Below are 21,884 nucleotides of genomic sequence, written 5' to 3' on the forward strand. Positions count from 1 at the left end.
CGCTCTGAGAGAATGAGAAACTTTAAGGCGTCTCTGATATGGTCTCGGCCGCTTTCGTCACGGCATACGTGATCTGAACGACGTCATCCCCAGCCGCATCTGTCAGGTGAACAAGGGTGAAAACACCTGTCGGATGGGTGGCGAGCAAAAGTCTCGGATGCTGGGTATCCAATGCCTTCCCGAACTCCGTGCCTAGCTCCGAGGCCATTTGCTCGAGAACATCCTGAAGGATGGCCTGCGAAGTCGAACCCTCGGAGGGGCGGATTGTGGCCAATGTTGCAAAGCCGAAACCGCTGTAGTTCGAGAGCGCCTTCATTTTGCTGCGATTTGATCGAGAATATAGCGAAGACATACCGTTATCGATCACTTCGAAGCGCGCGCTCGAACGAATGACAATTGGGCGATCCAGAAGGCTCTCGGTCGTCTCTGCAGTTTCCGTCACCGATGCAGCAGGAACCTCCGGCGCCTCTTCTGCTTCGGCCGAACATCCGCCGATGACGAAGGGCATAAGGACTAGAAGCGACTGGGTCGCCTGTTTGCGGGTGAAAACCAATTTCAATCTCCTGTCTCGAAAAATAAGCATGGACCTGCTGTCCACCGTCTGCTGAACCTGTTCTGTCTTGTGCTAAGCCCGCGGCGGCTGCCTGCGATAGCTCAGCGCCTCCGCCACATGGATGCGGCCCACCTTCTCCGCTCCCGCCAAATCCGCAACCGTGCGCGCCACTCTCAACATCCGCGTGTAGCTGCGCGCCGATAGCCGCATCGCGGTGGCTGCCTGCATCAAAAGTTCGCGCCCCTTTTCGTCGGGGCCGGCGAAGTCCTCCAGCGCGTCGCCCTGGAGTTCGGCGTTGGTGCGCGCGCCGCTTGCCTCGGCGCGGGCCGTTTGAACCTCACGCGCGGTGGCGACCCTTGCGGCGACTTCGGCGCTGCCCTCGGCGGGCGGGGGCAGGGCGAGGTCGGCGGCGCTGACCGGGTCGACCTCGACATGGAGGTCGATGCGGTCGAGCAGCGGGCCGGAGACTTTGCTCTGGTAATCGGCGGCGCATTTGGGGGCGCGGCTACACGCCAGCGCGGGATCGCCCAGATGCCCGCAGCGGCACGGGTTCATCGCCGCGACCAGCTGGACATTGGCGGGGAAGATCACATGCGCGTTGGCGCGCGCGACATCGACCGTGTTGGTCTCCAGCGGCTGGCGCAGCGAATCGAGCACGGCGCGCTGGAACTCGGGCAATTCGTCGAGGAAGAGCACGCCCAGATGCGCGAGGCTGACCTCGCCCGGTTTCACCTTCAGCCCGCCGCCGGTAAGCGCGGCCATGCTCGCCGAATGGTGCGGCGCGCGGAACGGGCGGGCGCGGGAGATGCGGCCTTCCTCCAGCAAGCCGGCGACCGATTGCACCATGCTCACCTCCAGCGCCTCGGGCGGGGAAAGCGGGGGGAGGATGCCGGGAAGGCAGCTTGCCAGCAGCGACTTGCCCGCACCCGGCGGTCCGATCATCAAAAGGTTATGCCCGCCCGCCGCGGCAATCTCGAGCGCGCGCTTGGCGGTTTCCTGCCCCTTTACCTGTTTGAGGTCGGGCGCCTTGCCCGCATCCTCGATCATGCCCTGTTCGGGCTGGGCCAGCTGGCTGGTGCCCTTGAGGTGGTTGAGCAGGCTGGCGATATCGGGTGCGGCGAGGACCGGGACCTCGCTCGCCCACTTGGCTTCCGATCCTTGCCCGGCGGGGCAGATCAGGCCCTTCTCCGCCTCGCTTGCGTGAATAGCCGCCAGCAGCACGCCGGGCGAGGGCTGGACGCGCGCATCGAGCGCCAGTTCGCCGACCACGATCCAGTCCTCCAGTTGCTCGGCATCGGTGATCCCCATCGCCGCCAGCACGGCGAGCGCGATGGGGAGGTCGTAATGCGAACCTTCCTTGGGCAGGTCGGCCGGCGAGAGGTTGATGGTAATGCGCTTGGGCGGCAGCGCGAGGCCCATGGAGGACAGCGCAGCGCGCACCCGCTCCTTGCTCTCGCCCACCGCCTTGTCGGCCAGTCCCACGATGTTGAAGTTCGGCAGGCCCGGCGCGAGGCTGCATTGCACCTCGACGCTGCGCGCCTCCAGCCCGAGATAGGCCACCGTACGGACCAGTGCGACCAAACCAAATCCCCCCTTGTTGTCTGGCGGTCTGGCAAGAAGTCCTTATATTGTCGAGGCCTGCGTGATCGGGATCGCGCCCGCGTGCCTTCAGGCTTGACCTTCGCCCCCGATTTCCTTAAGCGCGCCCCTCCAAGAGCGGTCGCCTGCCACTGGCGGCCCTTTTTCGTCGCGGCGATTCGCCCGGCAGCAACGTAATTTACTGAAGGTGTTCCCATGAAGCGGACTTTCCAGCCCTCGAACCTCGTGCGCGCCCGTCGCCACGGTTTCTTCGCGCGCAAGGCCACCCCGGGCGGCCGCAAGGTTCTTCGTGCACGTCGCGCTCGCGGCCGCAAGAACCTTTGTGCGTGATTGACTGACCGGTCGCGCCTCGCGCGTGACCTTACAGTCTGAGCGAAGCTGCGGGCTCCCTTCGGGGGGCCCGTTCGCGTATGTAACGCCCATGCATCCGAGCCTGTCCGTCATCCGCAAGCGCAGCGATTTCCTCGCCGCCAATCGCGGTATGCGCAACGCGAAGCCGGGCTTCGTGCTGCTCACCCGCCCGAACGAGGGGCAGGGCAAGCGCTACGGCATCACCGTAACCAAGAAGATCGGCAACGCCGTGGTCCGCAATCGGATGAAGCGGCGCTTTCGCGAACTGCTTTGGGCGGCGCTGCCGGACGGGGGCCTGCCCGATCACGACCATATCCTCATCGGCCGCGAGGGCGGGGTGGAGCGTGATTTTGCCGCGCTGGCCGAGGAACTGGACGCCGCACTCGCCCGCGCGGCACGCGGCGAAGGCGACCGCGCCCGCCGTCCGCGCCACTCCCGATCGCGCCGCGCGTGAAGTACCCGCTGATCTGGATCGCCCGCCTGTGGCAGCTCGGTCCGAGCCGCATCCTGCCGCCCACCTGCCGCTTCACGCCCTCGTGCAGCCAATACGCCATCGAGGCGCTGCAGAAGCATGGCGCAATCAAGGGTGGATGGCTGACGCTCAAGCGGCTATTGCGCTGCCAACCCTGGGGGGGCTGCGGCCATGACCCGGTTCCCTGACGGGCCGGTGTCTTGACGTAGCAACACACCCTTCCCATCTGACGAAGACAACTACCACCGGGATCGACCTTGGAAAATTCACGCAATTTCGTGCTCGTGCTCACCCTTTCCCTGGCCGTGCTGATCGGTTGGCAGTGGGCGATGGACCATTTCTATCCGCAGCCCGACGACGTGCCGGTCACCGCGGAAAAGGTCGACACCCCGGCAGAAGCCGCGGCCGTGGCGCACACGCGCACCGGCGGTCTCCAGGATCCCGCCGCCCTTGCGCAGGAAGAGGCCGATCTCGCAACCGCGCTGGCCTCGCCCGAGCGCCTCGTCATCGATTCGCCCAAGATTGCCGGTTCGATCAACCTGCAGGGCGCGTTCCTCGACGACGTGGTGCTCAAGGATTACGCCGCCAGCACCGATGCCGATGACGACGAGCCGGTGCGCATCTTCTCGCCGCGCGGAACGCCCGCGCAGCAATATTCGCAGTTCGGTTTCCTGCTGAATGGCCAGAAGGTCTCGGACGACGCAGTCTGGACCGCGACCGGCGATCGGCTTTCGCCGGGCAATCCCGTCACGCTTACGCACGATGCGGGCAACGGCATCGGCCTGCAGCTGACCTATTCGATCGACGATCAGTACATGCTCACCGTCGAGCAGACGATCGCCAACCGCTCCGGCGACGCGATTGTCGCGCAGCCTTTCGGCCTCGTCGGCCGCACCAGCGACACGGCGAGCGAAGACTTCTTCATCGCCCATTCGGGCCCGATGGGCGTCTTCGGCGACGCCGCGAATTACGACTACGACTACGACGACATCGACGACGCCAAGAAGGTGACGCCCGAAGGAGCGCCGAGCTGGTTCGGCTTCACCGACATCTACTGGCTGGCCGCGATGGTCCCGCAGGACGGCACGGCGCCCGATGCGACCTTCCGGGCGCTGGGCGGCAACACCTACCGCGCCGACATGATCTACGACACCGTGCGTGTCGAAAAGGGCATGAAGCACACCACCACTTCGCGCCTCTACGCCGGTGCGAAGGAATCGACCGTCCTCGATTCCTACGAGGATGCGGGGCTCGAAAAGTTCGGCCTCGCCATCGACTGGGGCTGGTTCCGCTGGTTCGAGAAACCGTTCCTCTGGCTGCTCAAGAACATCTTCGGCCTGGTCGGCAATTTCGGCGTCGCCATCATCATCCTGACGATCATCGTGCGCGGGCTGATGTTCCCCATCGCGCAGAAGCAGTTCGCTTCCATGGCCGCGATGAAAGCGATCCAGCCCAAGATGAAGAAGCTGCAGGAACGCTACAAGGACGACCGTGTCCGCCAGCAGCAGGAAATGCAGAAGCTGTTCAAGGAAGAGCAGGTCAACCCGCTCGCCGGCTGCCTGCCGCTGATCCTGCAGATCCCGATCTTCTTCGCGCTCTACAAGGTGCTCTACCTCGCCATCGAGATGCGCCACCAGAATTTCCTCTGGATCGAGGATCTTTCCGCGCCCGATCCGGCGACCATCCTCAACCTGTTCGGCCTGCTGCCGTTCACCCCGCCGAGCTTCCTTGCCATCGGCGTGCTTGCCGTGCTGCTGGGGGTGACCATGTGGCTGACCTTCAAGCTGAACCCCAGCGCGATGGACCCGGTCCAGCAGCAGGTCTTCAGCATCATGCCCTGGGTGCTGATGTTCATCATGGCGCCGTTCGCCGCCGGCCTGCTGCTTTACTGGGTGACCTCCAACGTGCTCACTCTGGCGCAGCAGAAGTACCTCTATTCGAAGCACCCGCAGTTGAAGGCGGCGGCCGAAAAGGAAAAGGCTGAGAAGGCTGCCGAAGCGGCAAAGGCGAAACAGTGACCGAAGAAGAAGCCGCCGAACTCGCCCAGCTGGAACGGCGCGCCAACAAGCTGTTTTCCGGCCGGGTGGAGTTTCTCCTATCGGCCCCGCAGCTGAAATTCCTGCCCGAGCCGACCGTGCCGGAGATTGCCTTTGCGGGGCGCTCGAACGTCGGCAAGAGCTCGCTGCTCAACGCTCTCACCGGGCGCAAGAAGATCGCGCGCGCCTCGGTAACGCCAGGCCGCACGCAGGAATTGAACTTCTTCGAAGTGGGCGAGCCGACGCTCTTCCGCCTCGTCGACATGCCGGGTTACGGCTTTGCCAAGGCCCCGGTGAAGGTCGTCGAGAAGTGGAAGAACCTCGTGAAGACCTACCTGCGCGGACGGCAGGTGCTGGTCCGCAACCTCGTGCTGGTCGACAGCCGCCACGGGCTGAAGGATGTCGACCGCGAGATGATGAAGATGCTCGATGAGGCCGCGGTGGGCTACCGCGTGGTCCTCACCAAGGCCGACAAGATCAAGGCGAGCGAACTGGCCAAGACCGTCGAAGCGGTCGAGGCCGAGGCCAAGAAACACGTCGCCGCCTATCCGCAGATCCACGTCACTTCGAGCGAGAAGGGCATGGGGATCGGGGAACTGAGGGCCGCGCTGCTCAGGGACGCGGGCGTTTAGAGCGAGAGCGCCAGACTAGTTCGGCGTGCCACGAGAGCGATCTACCAAGCCGAACACGCCGAGGCCATCCTCCGGATCGGCAATTCCGGCGCCCACGTTGAAATGCAGACTGAGGCTCTTGCGGACGCATTCGACGACCTCCGCGTTACGGGGCGACCCATCGACCACGACAAAGGTGCGATGCGACCAGTTGGGTTCGAACCATGGGTTCTGAGCACCGCAATTCGTAAAGATGCTCGCAAAGTCGCGCCAATACTCTGCGGTCAGTGGCGTTGAATAGGCGCTTCGGATGGGCCAATCGCCCACGCCCTGTATCTTGCCGGAACCGCCGCGGACACCGTCGGGGAATTCGAAAACGAGATATGCGGCCCGGCCGACCTTTGATGGTTTTCTGGCCTCGAAAAAATCCTCGACCGTTCCGTTTGGCATGGCTGCCTCATCTGCCGCACTATCTTCGGTGACCGCGCGCGAACTGTCCTTCCCGCCCATGCAACCGGCAAGAAGCAGGGCATGAGCGACCACCGCGAATATTCGCCGTTTCATGTTGCAAACAGCATCGCGTCGTCGGCGAAGGCCTTCATCTCCAGCGCGTTGCCGCTGGGGTCGCGGAAGAACATGGTGGCCTGTTCGCCGGGCTGGCCCTTGAAGCGGACGGTGGGCTGGATGATGAAGTCGACCTCGGCGGCTTCGAGGCGGGTCTTGAGCGCGTCCCACTCGTCCATCGTCAGCACCACGCCGAAATGGGGGACGGGGACCTCTTCGCTGTCGACCTTGGTTCGCGCTCGGTCGGCGACGAGGCCGGGGGCCTGGTGGGCGACAATCTGGTGGCCGTGGAAATCGAAGTCGATCCAGTCGTCGCTGCTGCGCCCTTCCGCGCAGCCGAGCAACTCGCCGTAAAAGGTGCGGGCGGCGTCCAGATCGTGGACGGGAAAGGCGAGGTGGAAGGGGCGCAGGCTCATGGGCGCACCTTAGGCGCGGCGATTGCATTTTCCTACTCCCCTTGGGCCGTGCAAGCCCTTGCGAATGCTTGAAGACATCACTCCAGAAGAGGCGCGCGCCGTGGTGGCGGATTACATCGCAGGACTGTGCTCCATCCGCTCCACCGTTCAGGCTCGACAGCGCAGGGATGAACGCCTAGGGCGCGGGGAACAGGGAAAAGGTGGGCCAGCCATGAAGATCATCATCGGCAACAAGAACTACTCGAGCTGGTCCTTGCGCGGCTGGCTCGCGGCCAAGCAATCGGGGCTGGCGTTCGAGGAAATCACCGTCCCTATGGGCGGCGAGGCGTGGGACGAACTGAAGCAGGACGGCAGCGGCACGCAGCCCTCGCACGGCAAGGTCCCGATCCTGTGGGACGACGAGGTGGTGGTGTGGGACAGCCTCGCCATTCTCGAATACCTTGCCGACAAGGTCGGGCGCGAACGCTTCTGGCCCAAGGACGACACGGCGCGCGGCATGGCCCGGTCGATGGTTGCCGAAATGCACTCTTCCTACCTCTCGCTGCGCAGCGAATGCCCGATGAACGTGCGCAAGCGCTTCGACGGGTTCGAGCCGAGCGAGGCCTGCCGCGCCGACATCCTGCGCATCCTCACCATCTGGGCCGAAGCGCGCAGCCGGTTCGGCAATGGCGGGCCCTTCCTCTTCGGCACCTTCGGCGCAGCGGACGTGTTCTTCGCCCCCGTCGTCAGCCGCTTCATCAGCTACCAGATCCCCGTCCCGGGCTTCGCCGCGGCCTATATGCAGGCCGTGTGGGAGCACGAGTGGATGCAGGCGTGGGTCACCGCATCGGAAAACGAAGAATGGGTCATCGAACAATACGAAACCGTCTCCTGACGCTGGTCGCGGCGGCGCTCGCGCTGCTGCCCGCACAAGCGCAGGCCTGGGGCTTCTTCGCTCATCGCACGACCGCCGAGATCGCGCTCGAGAACGTGAAGCCGGAAACGCGTGCCGGAATTGCGCGCTTGCTGAAGGCCGCGCCGGAACTGGGCGTGCCCGGTTGCGATCTCGCGAGCCTGGAGGATGCGAGCGTGTGGCCCGATTGCCTGCGCAAGGACTACTGGCGCTGGGGCTACACCTTCGCCTGGCATTACCGCACCACGCCGGTGTGCGAGGCGTATGAGCCGCGCAAGAACTGCTCGGGCCAGAACTGCATTCTCGCCCAGATCGAGCGCAACCAGCGCATCCTTGCCGACGAGGGCCTGCCCGCGAATGTCCGGCTCGAAGCGCTGGCCTTCCTCGTCCACTTCATCGGCGATGTGCACATGCCGCTCCATTCGGGCGATCACGAGGACCGCGGCGGCAACGATATCGACACCGCCTATGGCATCGCGCCGGGGCTGAACCTGCACTGGATCTGGGACGGCCCGCTGGCCGAACGCGCGATCACCTCGGCTGAGATGCCGCTGGTGCGCCGCTACAGCGCGAAGGAACGCGCCGAACTGGGGGGAGGCACGCCCGCCGACTGGGGCCGCGAAAGCTGGGAGACGAGCCGCGACTTCGTCTATCCCAACGCCTTCGACCGCGCCCCTTGCGAAGGCGAGGACCTGCCCGACGAAACCGCGCTGACGCAGGAGGATATCGAGAGGGCCATCCCCATCTCCCAGCGCCGCGTGACGCAGGCGGGCATCCGCATGGCCGAATATCTCGACGCCGCCTTTGCGCCGGGCCCCTTGCCGGAGCCGGAGCGCGACTAGGGAACGCGCTTGGTCGGGTAGGGCGTGCCGTCCTTGCGGAAGTATCCCTCGGGCGTGAAGACCATGTCGATATCGGGGTATTCGCCCCGGTCGGTATCCCGGTCGCCGCCGCTGATGGCGAAGAAGACGCAAGGAATGTCTCCGCGATTGTGCAGGCGGTGGCCGTTCTTCTCGCCCGCCGGCCAGGCGAGGATGTCGCCGGGCCCGACCGGGATTTCGCCCTCGTCCTCAATCAGCATGGCCTCGCCCTGCAGGATCACCACCAGCTCGTCCTGCCCCTCGTGCCAATGCCGCTGCGAGGAGTAGGCGCCGGGCTGGAGCACCACATGGCTCGCGCCCAGCTTGGTCAGCCCGCCGACCGGAGCGAGGCGGCGATAGTGCCGGCCCTCGACCTCCGCATCATAAGGCGGCGGATAGCCCGTCGCGTTGGTCTGGGGGATGGCGTCGAGATCGAGCTTGGGCATTGGCGGGCACTCCTGCTAGCGGAGCGAATATGACTGAGGTTCTCGAACTCGCCAAGCGGCTGATGGCCGCCGAAAGCGTCACTCCCGCTACGGGCTCCGTCTTCGACCGCATGGAGGCGATGCTCGCGCCGCTCGGTTTCGAAGTGCACCGCTTCACGCGCGGCGAGGGTGCGGCGGGCACGCCCGAAGCTCCGGTGGAGAACCTCTTCGCGATTCGGCGCGGCCCCGAAGGTTCGAAGCATTTCGCCTTCGCCGGCCATCTCGATGTCGTCCCACCCGGCGGCGGCTGGGCGAGCGACGCCTTCGAGCCCGAAGTGCGCGGCGACCTGCTCTATGGCCGCGGGGCGGTCGACATGAAGGGCTCGATTGCCTGCATGGTCGAAGCGGTAAAGCACGTGCCGGCCGAGGCAGGCACGATCAGCTTCATCATCACCGGCGACGAGGAAGGCCCGGCGCTCCATGGCACCCGCGCGCTGATCGACTACATGCGCGAGGCAGGCCACCAGCCCGACCTCTGCCTCGTCGGCGAACCTACCAGCGTCAATCGCTTGGGCGACATGATGAAGATCGGGCGGCGCGGTTCGGTGAACATCTGGCTGGAGGTCGAGGGGACGCAGGGTCACGTCGCCTACCCGCATTTGGCCGACAATCCGATCCCCAAGCTGGTCGCCATGCTGGCCGAACTCGACGCTCTGGTGCTCGACGAAGGCAATGACTGGTTCCAGGCCTCCAACCTCGAGATCACCGATCTCGAAGTCGGCAATCCGGCGCACAACGTTATTCCGGAAACCGCCAAGGCGCGCATCTCAATCCGCTTCAACGACGAGCATTCGGGCGCTTCGCTGTCCGAGAAGGTGATGGCAATTGCCGAGAAGCACGGCGGCAAGGCAATGCCGATCATCTCGGGCGAGCCCTTCCTCACCCCGCCGGGAGAATTCAGCGACATCATCGCGCGCGCCGTGAAGGCGGAAACGGGCATCGATCCCGAGCCTTCCACTACCGGCGGCACCTCGGACGCGCGCTTCCTTCGCGCCGTGTGCCCGGTGATCGAATTCGGCCTCGTGAACGCCACCATGCACAAGCGCGACGAGGCTGTAGCCATCGAGGACCTTTCCACGCTAAGCCGCATCTATACGGCGATCGCGAAGGATGCGCTGGCATAAGAAAACACGTCTGAGGGGACAGCAATGCTGAGGGTCTGGTTCGAAATTCCGCTGTGGCAGCGCGTTCTGACCGCGCTCCTGCTGGGCGTGCTCACCGGCTATGCCTGGGGGCCGGAAGCCGAAAGCATCAAGTGGATCGGCGACTTCTTCATCAAGTCGATCAAGATGCTGGTGGTCCCGCTGATCTTCTTCAGCCTCGTCTCCGGCGTCGCCGCCATCGGCGATCTGCGCAAGCTGGGTGCGGTCGGCGGACGGGCCATGCTGCTTTTCGTCATTACCGGCCAGATTGCGGTGTGGCTGGGCCTTGCGCTCGGTACCTTCGTGCAGCCGGGCGCAGGCGTCGACACCAGCGCCATCCAGCGCGGCGAAACGCCGGTCCCCAACGAGACCACGGCGGTGGACATGATCCTCTCCATCGTACCCGAAAGTCCGGTGCAGGTGATGGCGGATGTGGCGGTGCTGCCGCTGATCGTCTTCTCGCTGCTGGTGGGTGTCGGCATATTGATGGCCAAGGAAGAGGGCGCGCCGGTCCAGAAGGTCTTCGATAGCGGCGCTGTCGTCATGCAGAAGGTCACCATGGTGGTGATGGAACTTACCCCCTTCGGCGTCTTCGCGCTGATGGCCTGGGTGGCGGGTACGCTCGGCCTCGACGCGCTGGTGAGCCTCGCCAAGCTGGTCGGCCTCAACTACCTCGGCTGCCTGCTGATCATCGTCTTCATCTACGGCAGCATGATCAAGTTCCTTGCCAAGCTGCCGGTGCGCGACTTCTTCCGCGGCATCATCGATGCGATGGCGGTGAGCTATTCGACCGCTTCGTCGAACGCGACGCTGCCCGTCACCCTGCGCTGCGCCGAGCGGAACCTCGGCGTGTCGAACTCGGTCGCCAGCTTCGTCATCAGCCTCGGCGCGACGATCAACATGAACGGTACGGCCATGTATCTCGGCCTCGCCACGCTGTTCGGCGCGCAGATCTTCGGCGTCGATTTGTCGATGGGCGACTACTTCCTCATCTCCATCCTCGCCACGCTCGGCGCAGTCGGCGCGGCAGGCATCCCGGGGGCAGGCCTGATCATGATGGCCCTGGTTTTCGGCGCGGTCGGTGTGCCGCTGGAGACGATCGCTTTCGTCGCCGGGGTCGACCGGATCATGGACATGATGCGCACCACCACCAATGTCAGCGGCGACGCGGCGGTGGCGACGACGGTGGCCGTGATGACGGGAGAGATCGACACCGCCGAGATGGTTTCGGCGGACGATGTTTAACCAGATTCAAAGGGCCAACTACGGGCGAGTAACTGCGAAATGGGTGCTCACGGCATTGGGGAGCACCATACTTCCGTTGTGCATCTTAAGTGCGTATCTGGTCGCCACGCGAATAATTTTCGACCGCGTTATGACCTTCGACATACACGCATTGGTCATCGCTGTTGCGATCGGTGCTGCGAGTATCTTTGTGACACCGATATCGAGAGCGAAGCGATTTGCCATTGCGATCCTTTACCTTCCTATCGCGGCGATAGGCGGCTTTTGGTTCGTTCTGCTTTTTGTATGTGCGGCTTTCGGCGACTGCCTGTAAACCTATCGCCCCTTCGGCTTCTCCGTTACCTTCTTCCGGTAACTGCACAAATCCACCACCGGACACCGCCAGCATTCGGGCGTGCGCGCTTTGCAGACATAGCGGCCGTGCAAGATGAGCCAGTGATGCGCGCCTAGGCGGAAGGGCTGAGGCACGCGCTTTTCCAGTTTTGCCTCGACCTGTTCGGGCGTCTTGCCTTTCGCCAACCCCGTCCGGTTGCCCACCCGCAGGATATGCGTGTCGACTGCAAAGGTTTCCTGCCCGAACCAACAATTGAGCACCACATTGGCAGTCTTGCGGCCCACCCCGGGCAGACGGACCAGATCTTCACGCGTGTCGGGGACCTCGCCGCCATATTCGTCTACCAGCAGTTGGCTGAGCAGGATCACGTTCTTGGCCTTGGAATTGAACAGGCCGATGGTCTTGATGTGCTCCTTCAGCCCGTCCTCGCCCAGTTCGAGCATCGCTTGGGGCGTCTCGACCTCGCGAAACAGCGCGCGGGTGGCCTTGTTCACGCCCACATCGGTCGCCTGCGCGGACAGCGCCACGGCCACCACCAGCTGGTAGCAATTGCCATATTCCAGCTCGGTCTCGGGCGAGGGGTTGTCCTCGGCGAGCCGCCGGAAGAATTCGAAAATCTGATCCTTGGTCATATGGGCCGCGTCATCCGTTCTCGATCTCGGCCAGCGCGCGCGCCACGGCTTCGCGGCGGCGCTGCATGGCGTCGGAGAAGGCGGCGGCGAAGATGCCCGTCGGCAGCGCGACCAGCAGCACTCCGCCGAGCGCGACGAAGCTGCCCACCACCTTGCCCGCCGCGGTGATCGGATAGGCGTCGCCATAGCCGACGGTGGTGAGCGTGATGACTGCCCACCACAAGGCGCGCGGGATACTGCCGAAATGGTCGGGCTGGAGGTCGCCCTCGAGCCAGTAGAGCCCGCTCGCGCCCACTAGCAGCAGGCTGAGCGCCAGCGCGGCGCAGACCAGCAGATCGTAGCTGCGCTCCTTCAGCGCGGTCAGGATCTCGCGCATGGCGGCGGAGAAATGCCCCAGCTTGGCGAGCGAGAACACACGCATCAGCCGCAGCAGTCGCAGCGCCGCGGCGTTGGCGATGAAGAAGGGCGCGAGGCTAACGAGGACCACGGCAAGGTCGATCAGCCCGATGGGGGAGCGAATGAAGCGCCAGCGCTTGCCCCAGGGCGAGCCGAGGCCTTCCTCTTCCGGCGCGGAATAGATGCGGGCGAGATATTCGATCAGGAAAAACGCCCCGAAAAGGATTTCGGCGATCAGGATTTCGCTGCGCCATTCGTTCAGGATCACCGGCTCGGTCGAGACGACGCCCACCAGCACGGCAGCAAGGATCATGCAGATCAGCAGTTTGTTGAGCCCCGTCAGCCGCCCGTCGGGCCACGAACCGATGGTGATCTGCTGGTGGAGGTACTTGCGCAGGGTCATGGCGTCAGATGCCCAGCACCTCTTCCATGGAATAGCGCCCCGGTTCGGCCTCGCGCAGCCACTCGGCCGCCCGGATTGCCCCGCGCGCGAAGATCGTCCGGTTCTCCGCGCTGTGCGAAAGGGTGATGCGCTCTTCCTCGCCGGCGAAGATCACGCTGTGGTCGCCCGCCACCGTGCCGCCGCGCAGCGCGGCAAAGCCGATCGCGCCCGAGGTGCGCGGCCCGGTCTGCCCGTCGCGCCCGCTTTCGCTCACATCGTCGAGCGAGACCTTGCGCGCTTTCGCCGCCGCCTCGCCCAGCAGCAGCGCCGTGCCCGAAGGCGCATCGACCTTGCGGCGGTGGTGCATCTCGACGATCTCGATGTCCCAGTCCTCGCCCAGCCGTCCCGCCGCCTCACGCACCAGATGGGCGAGCAGCGTCACGCCGAGCGATGTGTTGCCGGTCTGCAGCACGGCGATCTCGCGCGCCGCTGTGTCGATCATCGCGTGGTGTTTCGTCTCGAGCCCGGTGGTCCCGATCACGATCGGCACGCCCGCACGCTTGGCGGCATCGAGGTTTGCCTGCAACGCGGCAGGGGCGGAAAAATCGACCAGCGCGTCGCTCACCTTGGCCAGCTCGCCCACATCGTCGCCCTTGTCGGCGCCGCCGGCATAGTCGTGGCCCGAAGCCTCGATCACGCGCCGCAGGGCTTCGCCCATGGCGCCCTTGCTGCCGATCACACCGATATTGGCCATTGTCATCCCCTCGTTTCCCGTGGTTCATGGCGGCTATGAGCGACATCCGCAATATCGTCGTCCTCACGGGCGCAGGGATTTCCGCCGAGAGCGGCATCGACACCTTCCGCGATTCGGGCGGCCTGTGGGAACAGCACCGGGTGGAGGACGTCGCCACGCCCGAGGGCTTCAGCCGCGATCCCGACCTCGTCCACCGCTTCTACGACGCGCGGCGCGAGGCGGTCCAGCAGGTCGAGCCGAACCCCGCGCACGAAGCGCTGGCGCTGCTCGACAAGAGGTGGGACGGCGACCTCCTCATCGTCACCCAGAATGTCGACGATCTGCACGAGCGCGCCGGGGCGAGCCGCGTGCTCCACATGCATGGCGAACTGCTGAGCGCGCTCTGCGCCCGCTGCGACGCTCGCCACCGCTGGAGCGAGCCGCTGTTCGGCCGCCCCGAATGCCCCGGCTGCGGCGAGGCGGCGCTGCGCCCCGACGTCGTCTGGTTCGGCGAAATGCCCTACGAGATGGAGCGCATCTACGACGCCCTGCGCCGCGCGGACATGTTTGTGAGCATCGGCACTTCGGGCGCGGTCTATCCCGCCGCCGGCTTCGTGCGCGACGCCCGCGAATTCGGCGCCCGCACGCTCGAACTCAACCTCGAACGCGGCGAAGGCTCCTACTGGTTCCACGAAAGCCGCCAGGGCCGGGCGAGCAAGCTCGTGCCGGAATGGGTGGGCGAGGTGTTGGGGGGAATGCCCAGCTAAAGGAGTGGAAGGTTGGCGATGTAGTCCTTTTGCGGACGGCATCGCCGGTCAGTCTGGCCTATTCCGAAGCCCATTGCGCCCGGAGGGTCGGGGACGAATGCGCCGCGCATGTAAGACCATGGCGCGGAAGGAGCGTCGGCGAGGACGATGTGTCCGTGCCGGTTTCGGGCCCACCCTGAACTTTCGGTCGCGCGCATGATTAGCGGGGAGAGTTCCATCAGGTTTGCCGCCGGGCGAGCCGAATACTCGCCGTCGCCCACAAGGAGGCAGAACTCACGGTCGCCGGCATAGCGCTGGGCCGCGGCGACGACCGTGAAGGGCCACACCGCAATGGAGACAACCGCCACACTGAGTGTCGCCGTTGCGGCAAGCGAATAGGCGATGCTCTGGTCGCGCTTCCATCGGCGGTGAACGAGCGCCCATCCCGCTGCACTCAGAATGATGAGGAGCAGGAGGACCGCAGAGGCACTCCAAGCCCGGGCTAGGGGTGGCCCGAATTCGAAGATCGCTCCGGCGAGGGCAACCGTTAGGGCCGAAAACTTGGTGCTGGTCCAGTCGAGAGGGCCGTCACCCGATAAGCTCGGAATGAACGGTATCGCGGCGATAATGAGTCGCACCGCTACGGCCACGATAGCCGCGAGGAAGGCGAGCAGGAGGATCGCTTCTCCGAACCACGCCCAACCGTCGGACGATGACTTAGGCCGTGATGCCACCCAATAGAGGAAGAACCAAGCGGGGATGAGCGCGGCGATGAGGTAGGGATAGTGAGACCGCGGCCAGACAAGAAGCAGAAGCGAGCTACACAAGCCAAGGACGACAATGGGTATGAAGAGGGGCGCGATCAGTTGGTACAGCGAAAGCATTTGCGCGGTTTATGTCAAACTGGTGAGCGGTCGATGAATCCTGGGAGGATTATGGAAGATTCGCCTAACGTCCACACCCCTTGCATTCCGGGTCCTTGGCAATCGTAAACTGCCGCATGCCCGGTTTCATCCCGTCGAGCAGGTTCACGCGGCTCCACTGCGGGTCGCCATAGGCGCTGACGCCATCGAGCAGGACGCGGATGGCGTGTAGCGCGGCGAAAGTGGCGACCCAGCCGGCCATGGCGCCCAGCATCCCGTCCTCGGCGCAGGTGTCGCAGTCTTCGGCGTCGAAAGCGTCGCCGACGAAGCAGCGGTAGCAAGCCTCTTCGGGCAGGTGGCCCGCAAAGGCACCGACCTGGCCCTGAAAGCGACCGACAGCGGCGGAGAGGAGCGGGACGCCCGCGCGCACGCAGGCATCGGAAACGGCGAGGCGGGTGGCGAAATTGTCGGTGCCGTCGAGGACGAGGTCTGCGCCTGTCACCAAGGCGTCGGCACGGGCTGCGTCGATGCGGCGGTCGCTGATCTCGACGTCGAGTTCGGGGTCGAACAGCTTGACCCAGCGCTTGGCGGAAATGGCCTTGCCGTGGCCGATGTCGCGTTCGTTGTAGAGCGTCTGGCGCTGGAGGTTGGAGGCGTCGACCTTGTCGTCGTCGACCAGAGTCAGCTTCCCGATCCCGGCGGCGGCGAGATATTGCAGCGCCGGGCTGCCGATGCCGCCGAGGCCGACCAGCACGAGGTGCTTGCCCGCCAGCGCGACTTGGCCCGCGCCGCCGACTTCGGGCAGGACGATGTGGCGCGCGAAGCGATCGAGGCGTTCGGGCGACAGGCTCACGCGGGCGGCTCCCCGGCGCGTTCCTTGCGGAAGCCGTGCATCCCGTTCCACCATTGCAGCGCAATCACGCCGCCCTTGGAGGGCTGGAGCAGGCCGATCAGCATGACCACCGCCAGCGGGATGACGATGGCAAGCAGCGCCATGGCCGAAAGCGCAAAGCCGGTCACAAGAGCGATGATGACGGGTGCGAGCAGATGGCCGGTCACGAAGATGCCGATATAGGCCGGCAAATCGTCGGCGCGCTGGCCGGATATGTCGAGCTGGCAATGGGCGCAGGTATCGACCGGTTTGAGCCACTTGCGAAACAGCTTGCCCTCGCCACAGCGCGGGCAGCGGCCCAGCACACCGCGAAGCAGGCACGCCATGAACGTGGCGGGCAGATCGTAGCGGGCGTTGGACTCGTCGGTCGGGTCGGTGGACAGGCTCATGGAAAGCCTGTTGGCATCATGTTGGTTGGCTGTCGACAGGCCTCTGCGATGGACCTGTCGACGAGCACTCCCCCCTTTTGAGAGCGATCCGAAGGGCTGGGATGATGCGGGTGATCAGCTTTCGAGCTGGCGCAGCAGGCTGCGCACGTCTCCGTCCATGTCGGCATCGCGCTGGCGCAGGTCTTCGATCAGGCGCACGGCGTGGATGACGGTGGAGTGATCGCGGCCGCCGAACTTGCGGCCGATTTCTGGATAGCTGCGCGGGGTCAGCACCTTGGAAAGGTACATCGCGACCTGGCGCGGGCGGACAACGGCACGCGCGCGGCGCTTGCTCGACATCTCGCTGCGGTCGATGCGATAGAACTGGCATACGGTGCGCTGGATCTCGTCAATCGTGATCCGGCGGCGGTTGGCCGAGAGGATGTCGGTCAGCTGCTCTTCCGCAAGCTGGAGCGAGACTTCCTGGCCCGTAAGCTGCGCATAGGCGATCAGCTTGTTGAGGCCGCCGACCAGTTCGCGGACATTGCGCGTGATCGTGCGGGCGAGGAATTCGATGACGTCCTCGGGCACGGCAAGCGGTGCAAACTTGGTGAGCTTGGAGTGCAGGATCTTCTTCCTGAGTTCGATATCGGCCGGCTGGATGTCGGCGACAAGACCCATGGAAAGGCGCGAGAGAAGGCGCGGTTCGACCCCGTCCAAGGCCTGCGGGGCACGGTCGGCGGCGAAGACCAGGCGCTTGCCTTCGGCGAGCAGCGCGTCGATCGTGTAGAGCAGTTCTTCCTGCGCCGATGCCTTGCCGATGATGAACTGGATGTCGTCGACCAGCAGAAGGTCGAAGCTGCGCAGGCGCGCCTTGAATTCGATCATCCGGTTGGCCTTCAGGGCCTGAACGAATTCGACCATGAAGCGCTCGGCGCTGCAGTAGAAGATGCGGCTGCGGCTGTGCGTCTGCAGGAAAGTGTGGCCGATGGCGTGCAGCAGGTGCGTCTTGCCCTGGCCGGTGGCGGCCTTGAGGTAGAGCGGCGAGAACTGCGGCTTTTCGGTCGCCGCCATGCGCTGCGCGGCGTTGAAGGCGAGGATATTCGCCTCGCCCGTCACGAAAGCGGCAAAGGTGAGGCTGGCGTCGAGACCCACGGAGGAAGTGAAGCCGGTATCGCCGAGCGTGTCGGCGCCGATGGCCATCATCGAGGTATCGGCGTCGTTCGCCGGGCGGCGGCCGTCGCTGTGCAGGCGCAGGTCGGCGACCTGGCGGCGGCCCGGGTGGACCGAAATGGCAACCTTGCGCACTTCGCTGCGGGCGATCTTCCACGCCAGGCTCAGGCGGTCGGCAAAGCGATCCTTGACCCAGTTGGCGCTGAATTCGGTCGGCAGGAAAAGGTCGAGCGTGCCGGTTTCGGCATCGATCTTGCCCAGCTGGATCGGCTTGATCCACTGGCTGTGAAGCTGGTGACCCAGATCCTTGCGCAGCCCCTGGCTGATGTCGGCCCAATCGGCCGCCAGGTTCACCGCATCCAGATCTTCCATTTCGTCAATTGCCTTCCGCTTGCCCAAAGGCCCGCTTGCCGATTTTGCCATTACAAACATTCCCCCCGAGCGGACCCATCCAAGGCCGCCAGTTACGCGTCTTTTTCAAAGGCCGGTGAGGGTGAATAGGCACGGCTCTGCCGTACCCGGAATCGCGTGATTCACGGGTGGTCCCTCCCCATAGGCCATCGATGTGAATACCCGGGCTGTCCCCCCCGAGCAGGACTATTGTGTAGGTCGCTCACGAGATGAGTCGCAAGGGGGATAACTGTAAAAAAGTCGAAATAATGTTGTTGACTCACCCCTGACCCGCAGGCCTGCGTTGATGTGTTTGAAAAAGCTATAATTTTATTCGAAACCACCTGCGAATCGCGGGGATTCCGTGACTTCTTTTCGGAGGCAACCGGCGTTGCATTTTGGCATGCAACGCAACTCGTCCCAAGATAGCACGAAGGGGCCGTCGCATGGCGCGACGACCCCTTCGGAAAAATGCGAATCCGGCCGCAGCCGGAGCGCGAATCAGAGCGCGGCGACGCGCTTCGTGAGACGGCTCAGCTTCCGCGATGCGGTGTTCTTGTGCATCACGCCGCGAGCGACGCCGCGAGCCAGTTCGGGCTGGGCGTTCTTGAGAGCGGTCTGGGCGGCGTCCTTGTCGCCGGCTTCACAGGCCGTTTCGACCTTTTTCACGAAGCCACGGATGCGGCTCATGCGCGCACCGTTGATCTCGGCGCGGCGGGTGTTGCGACGAATGCGCTTCTTGGCTTGCGGCGTATTGGCCATGTTTGTCCTCGGTCGGGCCGCAGGAAGAGCGGCGAAAAATCTGTGTGGGCGTGTCGAAAAAGGCGGTTGGACCGCCGGAAAGCGGCGCACTTAGCGGCGAGGGTGCGAATCGTCAAGCAAATCGTCCATCCCCACCTTGGAACCGCGTGCAGCGCCTTCGGTTGCCCCTATATGGGTAACGCGCAGCAAAAGGACAAGCGGTGACCGAAAAGCTCGAAATGACCGACGCCGAATGGCGCGAGAAGCTCAGCCCCGAACAGTATCACGTGCTACGCGAAAAGGGCACGGAGCGGGCCTTCACGGGCAAATACGAAAAGAACAAGGCAGACGGCGAATACCATTGCGCCGCCTGCGGGCAGCTCCTGTTCGAGAGCGCCGAGAAATACGACAGCGGATCGGGCTGGCCCAGCTTCACCGCGCCGGCCGATGAGGACGCAGTCGAGGCGCATCGCGATGTCAGCCATGGCATGGTGCGCACCGAGGTCGTCTGCTCGAAATGCGAAGGCCATCTCGGCCATGTCTTTCCCGATGGCCCCGGAGAAACGGGCCTGCGCTATTGCATCAACTCTGCGGCGCTCGATTTCGAACCGGAGGACTGACCGGCTCTTTGCGCCTTTGCGTTCATCGCGTTAACCCGAGGTTCCGTCTCGCCATGACAGATTGTGGCGGATATAGGGCGGCACTCGGGCCGTGGCCCATGCAAGATTAGGAAAGCCGGAGCGAATGGACAGACGGGGCAACCGCCGCAAAAGCAGCAAGCGGGCCGAGCAGGCTCGCCGCGCCGAAGCGGAGGGCCAGCGCGATTACAGCGGCGTGAAGCGGTTCTTCAAGCGGCTCTTCCTCTGGGGCGGCGGCCTGGCGCTGCTGGGTGTCGTATTCCTCGGCATCGCGGTGGGCTTTGCCGCGCGCTCGCTCCCCAGCTTCTACCAGCTCAAGGCGACGCAGAACGCGCAGACCATCGTCGTGCGCGCGCGCGACGGCACCGAGATCGTCGAACTCGGGCCGAGCTATGGCCGCTGGATCCCCTCGGAGGAAATCCCGCAGGTGATGAAGGATGCGATGGTTTCGGTCGAGGACCGGCGCTTCTATTCGCATTTCGGCACCGACCCGGTCCGCCTGACCGGCGCGGTGATCGAAGGCGTTACCGGTGAACGCGCGCGAGTGGGCGGGACCTCCACCATCACGCAGCAGCTGGCGCGCAACGTCTTCCTCAACTCCAACCGCACGCTCGACCGCAAGCTGCGCGAGGCGATCCTCGCCATGGCGTTGGAATGGAAGTTCTCGAAGGAGCAGATCCTCGAGCTCTATCTCAACAAGGTCTATTTCGGCGGCGGGGCCTATGGCATCGATTCGGCGAGCCGGAAGTTCTTCAGCCATCCCGCTACCGAACTCTCTACCGCGGAGGCCGCGATCATCGCCGGGCTGGTGAAAGCGCCGAGCCGCTATTCGCCCACCGCCGATGTCGACGCCGCCGTCGGCCGCGCCAGCGTGGTGCTGCGGCTGATGCGCGAGCAGGGCAAGATCAGCGCGAGCGACGCGCAGGTCGATGTCTCGGCGGTCAAGCTCAAGCAGGAGCAGGGCACGAATTCGGTGCGTTATTTCACCGACTGGGCGCTGCCCCAGCTCGACGTGCTGCTGCCCGAAACCTTCGAGCCGATCGAGGTGTGGACCACGCTGGATCCCGGCATGCAGAAGGCGGCGACCGCCGCGATCCAGGGCAACGCGCCCGAAGGCGCGCAGGGCGCGCTTGTCAGCCTCGACCGCGACGGGGCGATCCTCGCGCTGGTGGGCGGGACCGACTACGTCGAGACCAATTACAACCGCGCCACCAACGCCATGCGCCAGCCCGGATCGAGCTGGAAGCTGTTCGTCTATCTCGCGGCGCTGGAAGCGGGCTACACGCCCAACGACCGCGTGGTCGATACGCCGGTGTCGATCGGCGGATGGAGTCCGAAGAATTCGAACGGCCGCAACATCGGCGAGACGAATTTGCGCACGGCGTTTGCCTATTCGATCAACACCGTGGCCGCGCAGCTCGGCAACGAAGTCGGCTTCAGCCAGGTCGCCTCGATGGCGCGGCGCTTCGGCATCACCTCGCCGATCAATACCTATCCCGCCATGGTGCTGGGATCGAACGAGGTGCGCCTGATCGACATGGCGCGCGCCTTTGCCGCGGTCTCGGCGGGCGGCTCTTCGGTCGAGCCCTATGGCATCGTGAAGGTGACGACGGCGGAGGGAGAGCTGCTTTACCAGCACAAGCGCGCCCGCAGCACGCAGCTCGTGCCCGAGCATGTCGCGCGCGGGATCACCGATCTCCTGCAGGCGGCGGTCCAGACGGGCACCGGCCGGGCGGCGCAGATCGGGCGTCCGGTGGCAGGCAAGACCGGCACGACCAGCTCGAACAAGGACGGCTATTTCGTCGGCTTCTCTTCCGGCGTGACTACTGCTGTGTGGATGGGCCGCGACGATAACCGCCGCGTAAGCGGCCTCCAGGGCGGACGCGCTCCGGCGCAGGCCTTTGCCGCCTTCATGCGCTATGCAGTGAAGGACCGTCCGGTGGAGGAATTCGATACAGAGCTGCAACTGCCCGAATGGCAGCTGGACGAGGAAGACGACTTCTTCTTCGGCGACCCGGACGAGTATTACTACATCGACGAACAGGGCAATCTGATCGAGCCGGGCCGTGGTGCGCCCGGCCCTGACGGGGCGCTGCCGGGACCGGGCGAAGCGCCGCAGCCGGGCGCGGGCGACGACGGCACTCTGCCGCGTATCCAGCGCGTGCCGGGTCCTCGCCAGCCTTCGACCGGACGCGGGGCGGATGGCGCGCCGCAAGCGATCGACGACGATTTCCTCGACGGGGTCATCGGCCGCGACCGGCCCCGTCCCTCGCCGACACCGACCCGGCCTCCCGACCGGCCCTGACCGTCAGGCGATAAAGAAAAAGGCCCTCCCGGCGCGAACCGGGAGGGCCTTTTCGTTGCGGAAGC

Annotated in this window: 25 protein-coding genes; 12 read left to right on the plus strand and 13 right to left on the minus strand. The window is 64.9% G+C overall.

Features of this window, described 5'->3' with window-relative positions; translation table 11 throughout:
- Positions 1–22 precede the first annotated feature (22 nt).
- Both K3148_RS07830 and K3148_RS07835 read right to left on the minus strand, forming a co-directional pair.
- Entirely contained in the window at positions 23–553 is a 531-nt protein-coding gene (locus tag K3148_RS07830) for a hypothetical protein (protein WP_221424286.1), read from the minus strand.
- Positions 554–625: 72 nt separating this feature from the next.
- Complete coding sequence (locus K3148_RS07835) at positions 626–2,134, minus strand: YifB family Mg chelatase-like AAA ATPase (protein WP_221424287.1); 1,509 nt, start codon at positions 2,132–2,134, stop codon at positions 626–628.
- Positions 2,135–2,347: 213 nt separating this feature from the next.
- Here K3148_RS07835 and rpmH point away from each other — a divergent pair, with 213 nt between their 5' ends.
- The 5 genes from rpmH to yihA all read left to right on the plus strand — a co-directional run bounded on the left by rpmH (position 2,348) and on the right by yihA (position 5,643).
- On the plus strand, positions 2,348–2,482 hold the full coding sequence (gene rpmH, locus K3148_RS07840; RefSeq protein WP_006833929.1) for a 50S ribosomal protein L34: 135 nt from the start codon (positions 2,348–2,350) through the stop codon (positions 2,480–2,482).
- 91 nt (positions 2,483–2,573) lie between these two features.
- Complete coding sequence (gene rnpA / locus K3148_RS07845; RefSeq protein ID WP_221424288.1) at positions 2,574–2,957, plus strand: ribonuclease P protein component; 384 nt, start codon at positions 2,574–2,576, stop codon at positions 2,955–2,957.
- On the plus strand, positions 2,954–3,163 hold the full coding sequence (gene yidD / locus K3148_RS07850; RefSeq protein ID WP_006833931.1) for a membrane protein insertion efficiency factor YidD: 210 nt from the start codon (positions 2,954–2,956) through the stop codon (positions 3,161–3,163). Before rnpA ends, yidD begins: the two co-directional genes overlap by 4 nt.
- A 69-nt stretch (positions 3,164–3,232) precedes the next feature.
- A complete protein-coding gene (yidC, locus tag K3148_RS07855) occupies positions 3,233–4,993 on the plus strand; it encodes a membrane protein insertase YidC (protein WP_221424289.1) in 1,761 nt (586 codons plus the stop codon).
- Positions 4,990–5,643, plus strand: a complete 654-nt coding sequence (yihA, locus tag K3148_RS07860) for a ribosome biogenesis GTP-binding protein YihA/YsxC (protein ID WP_221424290.1) — start codon at positions 4,990–4,992, stop codon at positions 5,641–5,643. The genes yidC and yihA overlap by 4 nt, the downstream gene beginning before the upstream one ends.
- A 15-nt stretch (positions 5,644–5,658) precedes the next feature.
- Here the strand turns inward: yihA and K3148_RS07865 are convergent, their stop codons facing one another.
- Complete coding sequence (locus K3148_RS07865) at positions 5,659–6,132, minus strand: hypothetical protein (protein ID WP_221424291.1); 474 nt, start codon at positions 6,130–6,132, stop codon at positions 5,659–5,661.
- Between the two features lie 50 nt (positions 6,133–6,182).
- Positions 6,183–6,602 (minus strand): VOC family protein, encoded by a 420-nt coding sequence (locus K3148_RS07870; protein WP_221424292.1) that lies wholly within the window; start codon positions 6,600–6,602, stop codon positions 6,183–6,185.
- A 211-nt stretch (positions 6,603–6,813) separates the two neighbouring features.
- Between K3148_RS07870 and K3148_RS07875 the strand changes: the two genes are divergently transcribed.
- Positions 6,814–7,476 carry a glutathione S-transferase family protein gene (locus K3148_RS07875; RefSeq protein ID WP_221424293.1) on the plus strand — a complete coding sequence of 221 codons (663 nt, stop codon included), beginning with the start codon at positions 6,814–6,816 and terminating at the stop codon, positions 7,474–7,476.
- Positions 7,443–8,336: a S1/P1 nuclease gene (locus K3148_RS07880; protein WP_221424294.1), complete on the plus strand. Its 894-nt coding sequence runs from the start codon at positions 7,443–7,445 to the stop codon at positions 8,334–8,336. The genes K3148_RS07875 and K3148_RS07880 overlap by 34 nt, the downstream gene beginning before the upstream one ends.
- Here the strand turns inward: K3148_RS07880 and K3148_RS07885 are convergent.
- Positions 8,333–8,800 carry a cupin domain-containing protein gene (locus tag K3148_RS07885; protein ID WP_221424295.1) on the minus strand — a complete coding sequence of 156 codons (468 nt, stop codon included), beginning with the start codon at positions 8,798–8,800 and terminating at the stop codon, positions 8,333–8,335. The genes K3148_RS07880 and K3148_RS07885 overlap by 4 nt on opposite strands.
- A gap of 29 nt (positions 8,801–8,829) precedes the next feature.
- Between K3148_RS07885 and dapE the strand changes: the two genes are divergently transcribed.
- Both dapE and K3148_RS07895 read left to right on the plus strand, forming a co-directional pair.
- Positions 8,830–9,963, plus strand: coding sequence for a succinyl-diaminopimelate desuccinylase (gene dapE, locus K3148_RS07890; protein ID WP_221424296.1), 1,134 nt, complete (start codon positions 8,830–8,832; stop codon positions 9,961–9,963).
- Between the two features lie 24 nt (positions 9,964–9,987).
- Positions 9,988–11,226, plus strand: a complete 1,239-nt coding sequence (locus tag K3148_RS07895) for a dicarboxylate/amino acid:cation symporter (RefSeq protein WP_221424297.1) — start codon at positions 9,988–9,990, stop codon at positions 11,224–11,226.
- Positions 11,227–11,541: 315 nt separating this feature from the next.
- Here the strand turns inward: K3148_RS07895 and nth are convergent, their stop codons facing one another.
- Genes nth through dapB form a run of 3 tightly spaced genes read right to left on the minus strand, consistent with a single transcriptional unit; the run spans position 11,542 to position 13,724 of the window.
- Positions 11,542–12,192, minus strand: coding sequence for an endonuclease III (gene nth, locus K3148_RS07900; RefSeq protein ID WP_221424298.1), 651 nt, complete (start codon positions 12,190–12,192; stop codon positions 11,542–11,544).
- Between the two features lie 10 nt (positions 12,193–12,202).
- Positions 12,203–12,991: an ion transporter gene (locus K3148_RS07905; protein ID WP_221424299.1), complete on the minus strand. Its 789-nt coding sequence runs from the start codon at positions 12,989–12,991 to the stop codon at positions 12,203–12,205.
- 4 nt (positions 12,992–12,995) lie between these two features.
- Positions 12,996–13,724: a 4-hydroxy-tetrahydrodipicolinate reductase gene (gene dapB, locus K3148_RS07910; RefSeq protein WP_221424300.1), complete on the minus strand. Its 729-nt coding sequence runs from the start codon at positions 13,722–13,724 to the stop codon at positions 12,996–12,998.
- A 35-nt stretch (positions 13,725–13,759) separates the two neighbouring features.
- Between dapB and K3148_RS07915 the strand changes: the two genes are divergently transcribed.
- Positions 13,760–14,470 (plus strand): NAD-dependent deacylase, encoded by a 711-nt coding sequence (locus K3148_RS07915; protein ID WP_221424301.1) that lies wholly within the window; start codon positions 13,760–13,762, stop codon positions 14,468–14,470.
- On the opposite strand, the gene K3148_RS07920 is transcribed toward K3148_RS07915, so the two are convergent.
- From K3148_RS07920 to rpsT, 5 genes are all read right to left on the minus strand, one after another.
- Positions 14,467–15,333 carry a hypothetical protein gene (locus tag K3148_RS07920; protein ID WP_221424302.1) on the minus strand — a complete coding sequence of 289 codons (867 nt, stop codon included), beginning with the start codon at positions 15,331–15,333 and terminating at the stop codon, positions 14,467–14,469. The two genes, K3148_RS07915 and K3148_RS07920, sit on opposite strands and share 4 nt — an antisense overlap.
- A 64-nt stretch (positions 15,334–15,397) precedes the next feature.
- Positions 15,398–16,165 carry a HesA/MoeB/ThiF family protein gene (locus K3148_RS07925; protein WP_221424303.1) on the minus strand — a complete coding sequence of 256 codons (768 nt, stop codon included), beginning with the start codon at positions 16,163–16,165 and terminating at the stop codon, positions 15,398–15,400.
- On the minus strand, positions 16,162–16,593 hold the full coding sequence (locus tag K3148_RS07930; protein ID WP_221424304.1) for a DUF983 domain-containing protein: 432 nt from the start codon (positions 16,591–16,593) through the stop codon (positions 16,162–16,164). Before K3148_RS07930 ends, K3148_RS07925 begins: the two co-directional genes overlap by 4 nt.
- A 114-nt stretch (positions 16,594–16,707) precedes the next feature.
- Positions 16,708–18,117: a chromosomal replication initiator protein DnaA gene (dnaA, locus tag K3148_RS07935; protein ID WP_425594633.1), complete on the minus strand. Its 1,410-nt coding sequence runs from the start codon at positions 18,115–18,117 to the stop codon at positions 16,708–16,710.
- 519 nt (positions 18,118–18,636) lie between these two features.
- A complete protein-coding gene (gene rpsT / locus K3148_RS07940; protein ID WP_006833949.1) occupies positions 18,637–18,897 on the minus strand; it encodes a 30S ribosomal protein S20 in 261 nt (86 codons plus the stop codon).
- Positions 18,898–19,115: 218 nt separating this feature from the next.
- Here rpsT and msrB point away from each other — a divergent pair, with 218 nt between their 5' ends.
- Positions 19,116–19,496, plus strand: coding sequence for a peptide-methionine (R)-S-oxide reductase MsrB (msrB, locus tag K3148_RS07945; RefSeq protein WP_221426660.1), 381 nt, complete (start codon positions 19,116–19,118; stop codon positions 19,494–19,496).
- Positions 19,497–19,620: 124 nt separating this feature from the next.
- Entirely contained in the window at positions 19,621–21,819 is a 2,199-nt protein-coding gene (locus tag K3148_RS07950; RefSeq protein WP_221424306.1) for a transglycosylase domain-containing protein, read from the plus strand.
- Positions 21,820–21,884: the final 65 nt, after the last annotated feature.

This window comes from Qipengyuania aurantiaca, assembly GCF_019711375.1.
Classification (GTDB): Bacteria; Pseudomonadota; Alphaproteobacteria; order Sphingomonadales; family Sphingomonadaceae; genus Qipengyuania; species Qipengyuania aurantiaca.

Coding starts and splice junctions, on each gene's coding strand:
- K3148_RS07915 (WP_221424301.1), top strand. CDS start 13,760: ATGAGCGACATCCGCAATATCGTCGTCCTCACGGGCGCAGGGATTTCC.
- rnpA (WP_221424288.1), top strand. CDS start 2,574: ATGCATCCGAGCCTGTCCGTCATCCGCAAGCGCAGCGATTTCCTCGCC.
- K3148_RS07895 (WP_221424297.1), top strand. CDS start 9,988: ATGCTGAGGGTCTGGTTCGAAATTCCGCTGTGGCAGCGCGTTCTGACC.
- K3148_RS07885 (WP_221424295.1), bottom strand. CDS start 8,800: ATGCCCAAGCTCGATCTCGACGCCATCCCCCAGACCAACGCGACGGGC.
- msrB (WP_221426660.1), top strand. CDS start 19,116: ATGACCGACGCCGAATGGCGCGAGAAGCTCAGCCCCGAACAGTATCAC.
- K3148_RS07950 (WP_221424306.1), top strand. CDS start 19,621: ATGGACAGACGGGGCAACCGCCGCAAAAGCAGCAAGCGGGCCGAGCAG.
- K3148_RS07870 (WP_221424292.1), bottom strand. CDS start 6,602: ATGAGCCTGCGCCCCTTCCACCTCGCCTTTCCCGTCCACGATCTGGAC.
- nth (WP_221424298.1), bottom strand. CDS start 12,192: ATGACCAAGGATCAGATTTTCGAATTCTTCCGGCGGCTCGCCGAGGAC.
- K3148_RS07920 (WP_221424302.1), bottom strand. CDS start 15,333: ATGCTTTCGCTGTACCAACTGATCGCGCCCCTCTTCATACCCATTGTC.
- dnaA (WP_425594633.1), bottom strand. CDS start 18,117: ATGGAAGATCTGGATGCGGTGAACCTGGCGGCCGATTGGGCCGACATC.
- rpmH (WP_006833929.1), top strand. CDS start 2,348: ATGAAGCGGACTTTCCAGCCCTCGAACCTCGTGCGCGCCCGTCGCCAC.
- K3148_RS07905 (WP_221424299.1), bottom strand. CDS start 12,991: ATGACCCTGCGCAAGTACCTCCACCAGCAGATCACCATCGGTTCGTGG.
- K3148_RS07880 (WP_221424294.1), top strand. CDS start 7,443: ATGGGTCATCGAACAATACGAAACCGTCTCCTGACGCTGGTCGCGGCG.
- K3148_RS07865 (WP_221424291.1), bottom strand. CDS start 6,132: ATGGGCGGGAAGGACAGTTCGCGCGCGGTCACCGAAGATAGTGCGGCA.
- rpsT (WP_006833949.1), bottom strand. CDS start 18,897: ATGGCCAATACGCCGCAAGCCAAGAAGCGCATTCGTCGCAACACCCGC.
- dapE (WP_221424296.1), top strand. CDS start 8,830: ATGACTGAGGTTCTCGAACTCGCCAAGCGGCTGATGGCCGCCGAAAGC.
- dapB (WP_221424300.1), bottom strand. CDS start 13,724: ATGGCCAATATCGGTGTGATCGGCAGCAAGGGCGCCATGGGCGAAGCC.
- K3148_RS07930 (WP_221424304.1), bottom strand. CDS start 16,593: ATGAGCCTGTCCACCGACCCGACCGACGAGTCCAACGCCCGCTACGAT.
- K3148_RS07875 (WP_221424293.1), top strand. CDS start 6,814: ATGAAGATCATCATCGGCAACAAGAACTACTCGAGCTGGTCCTTGCGC.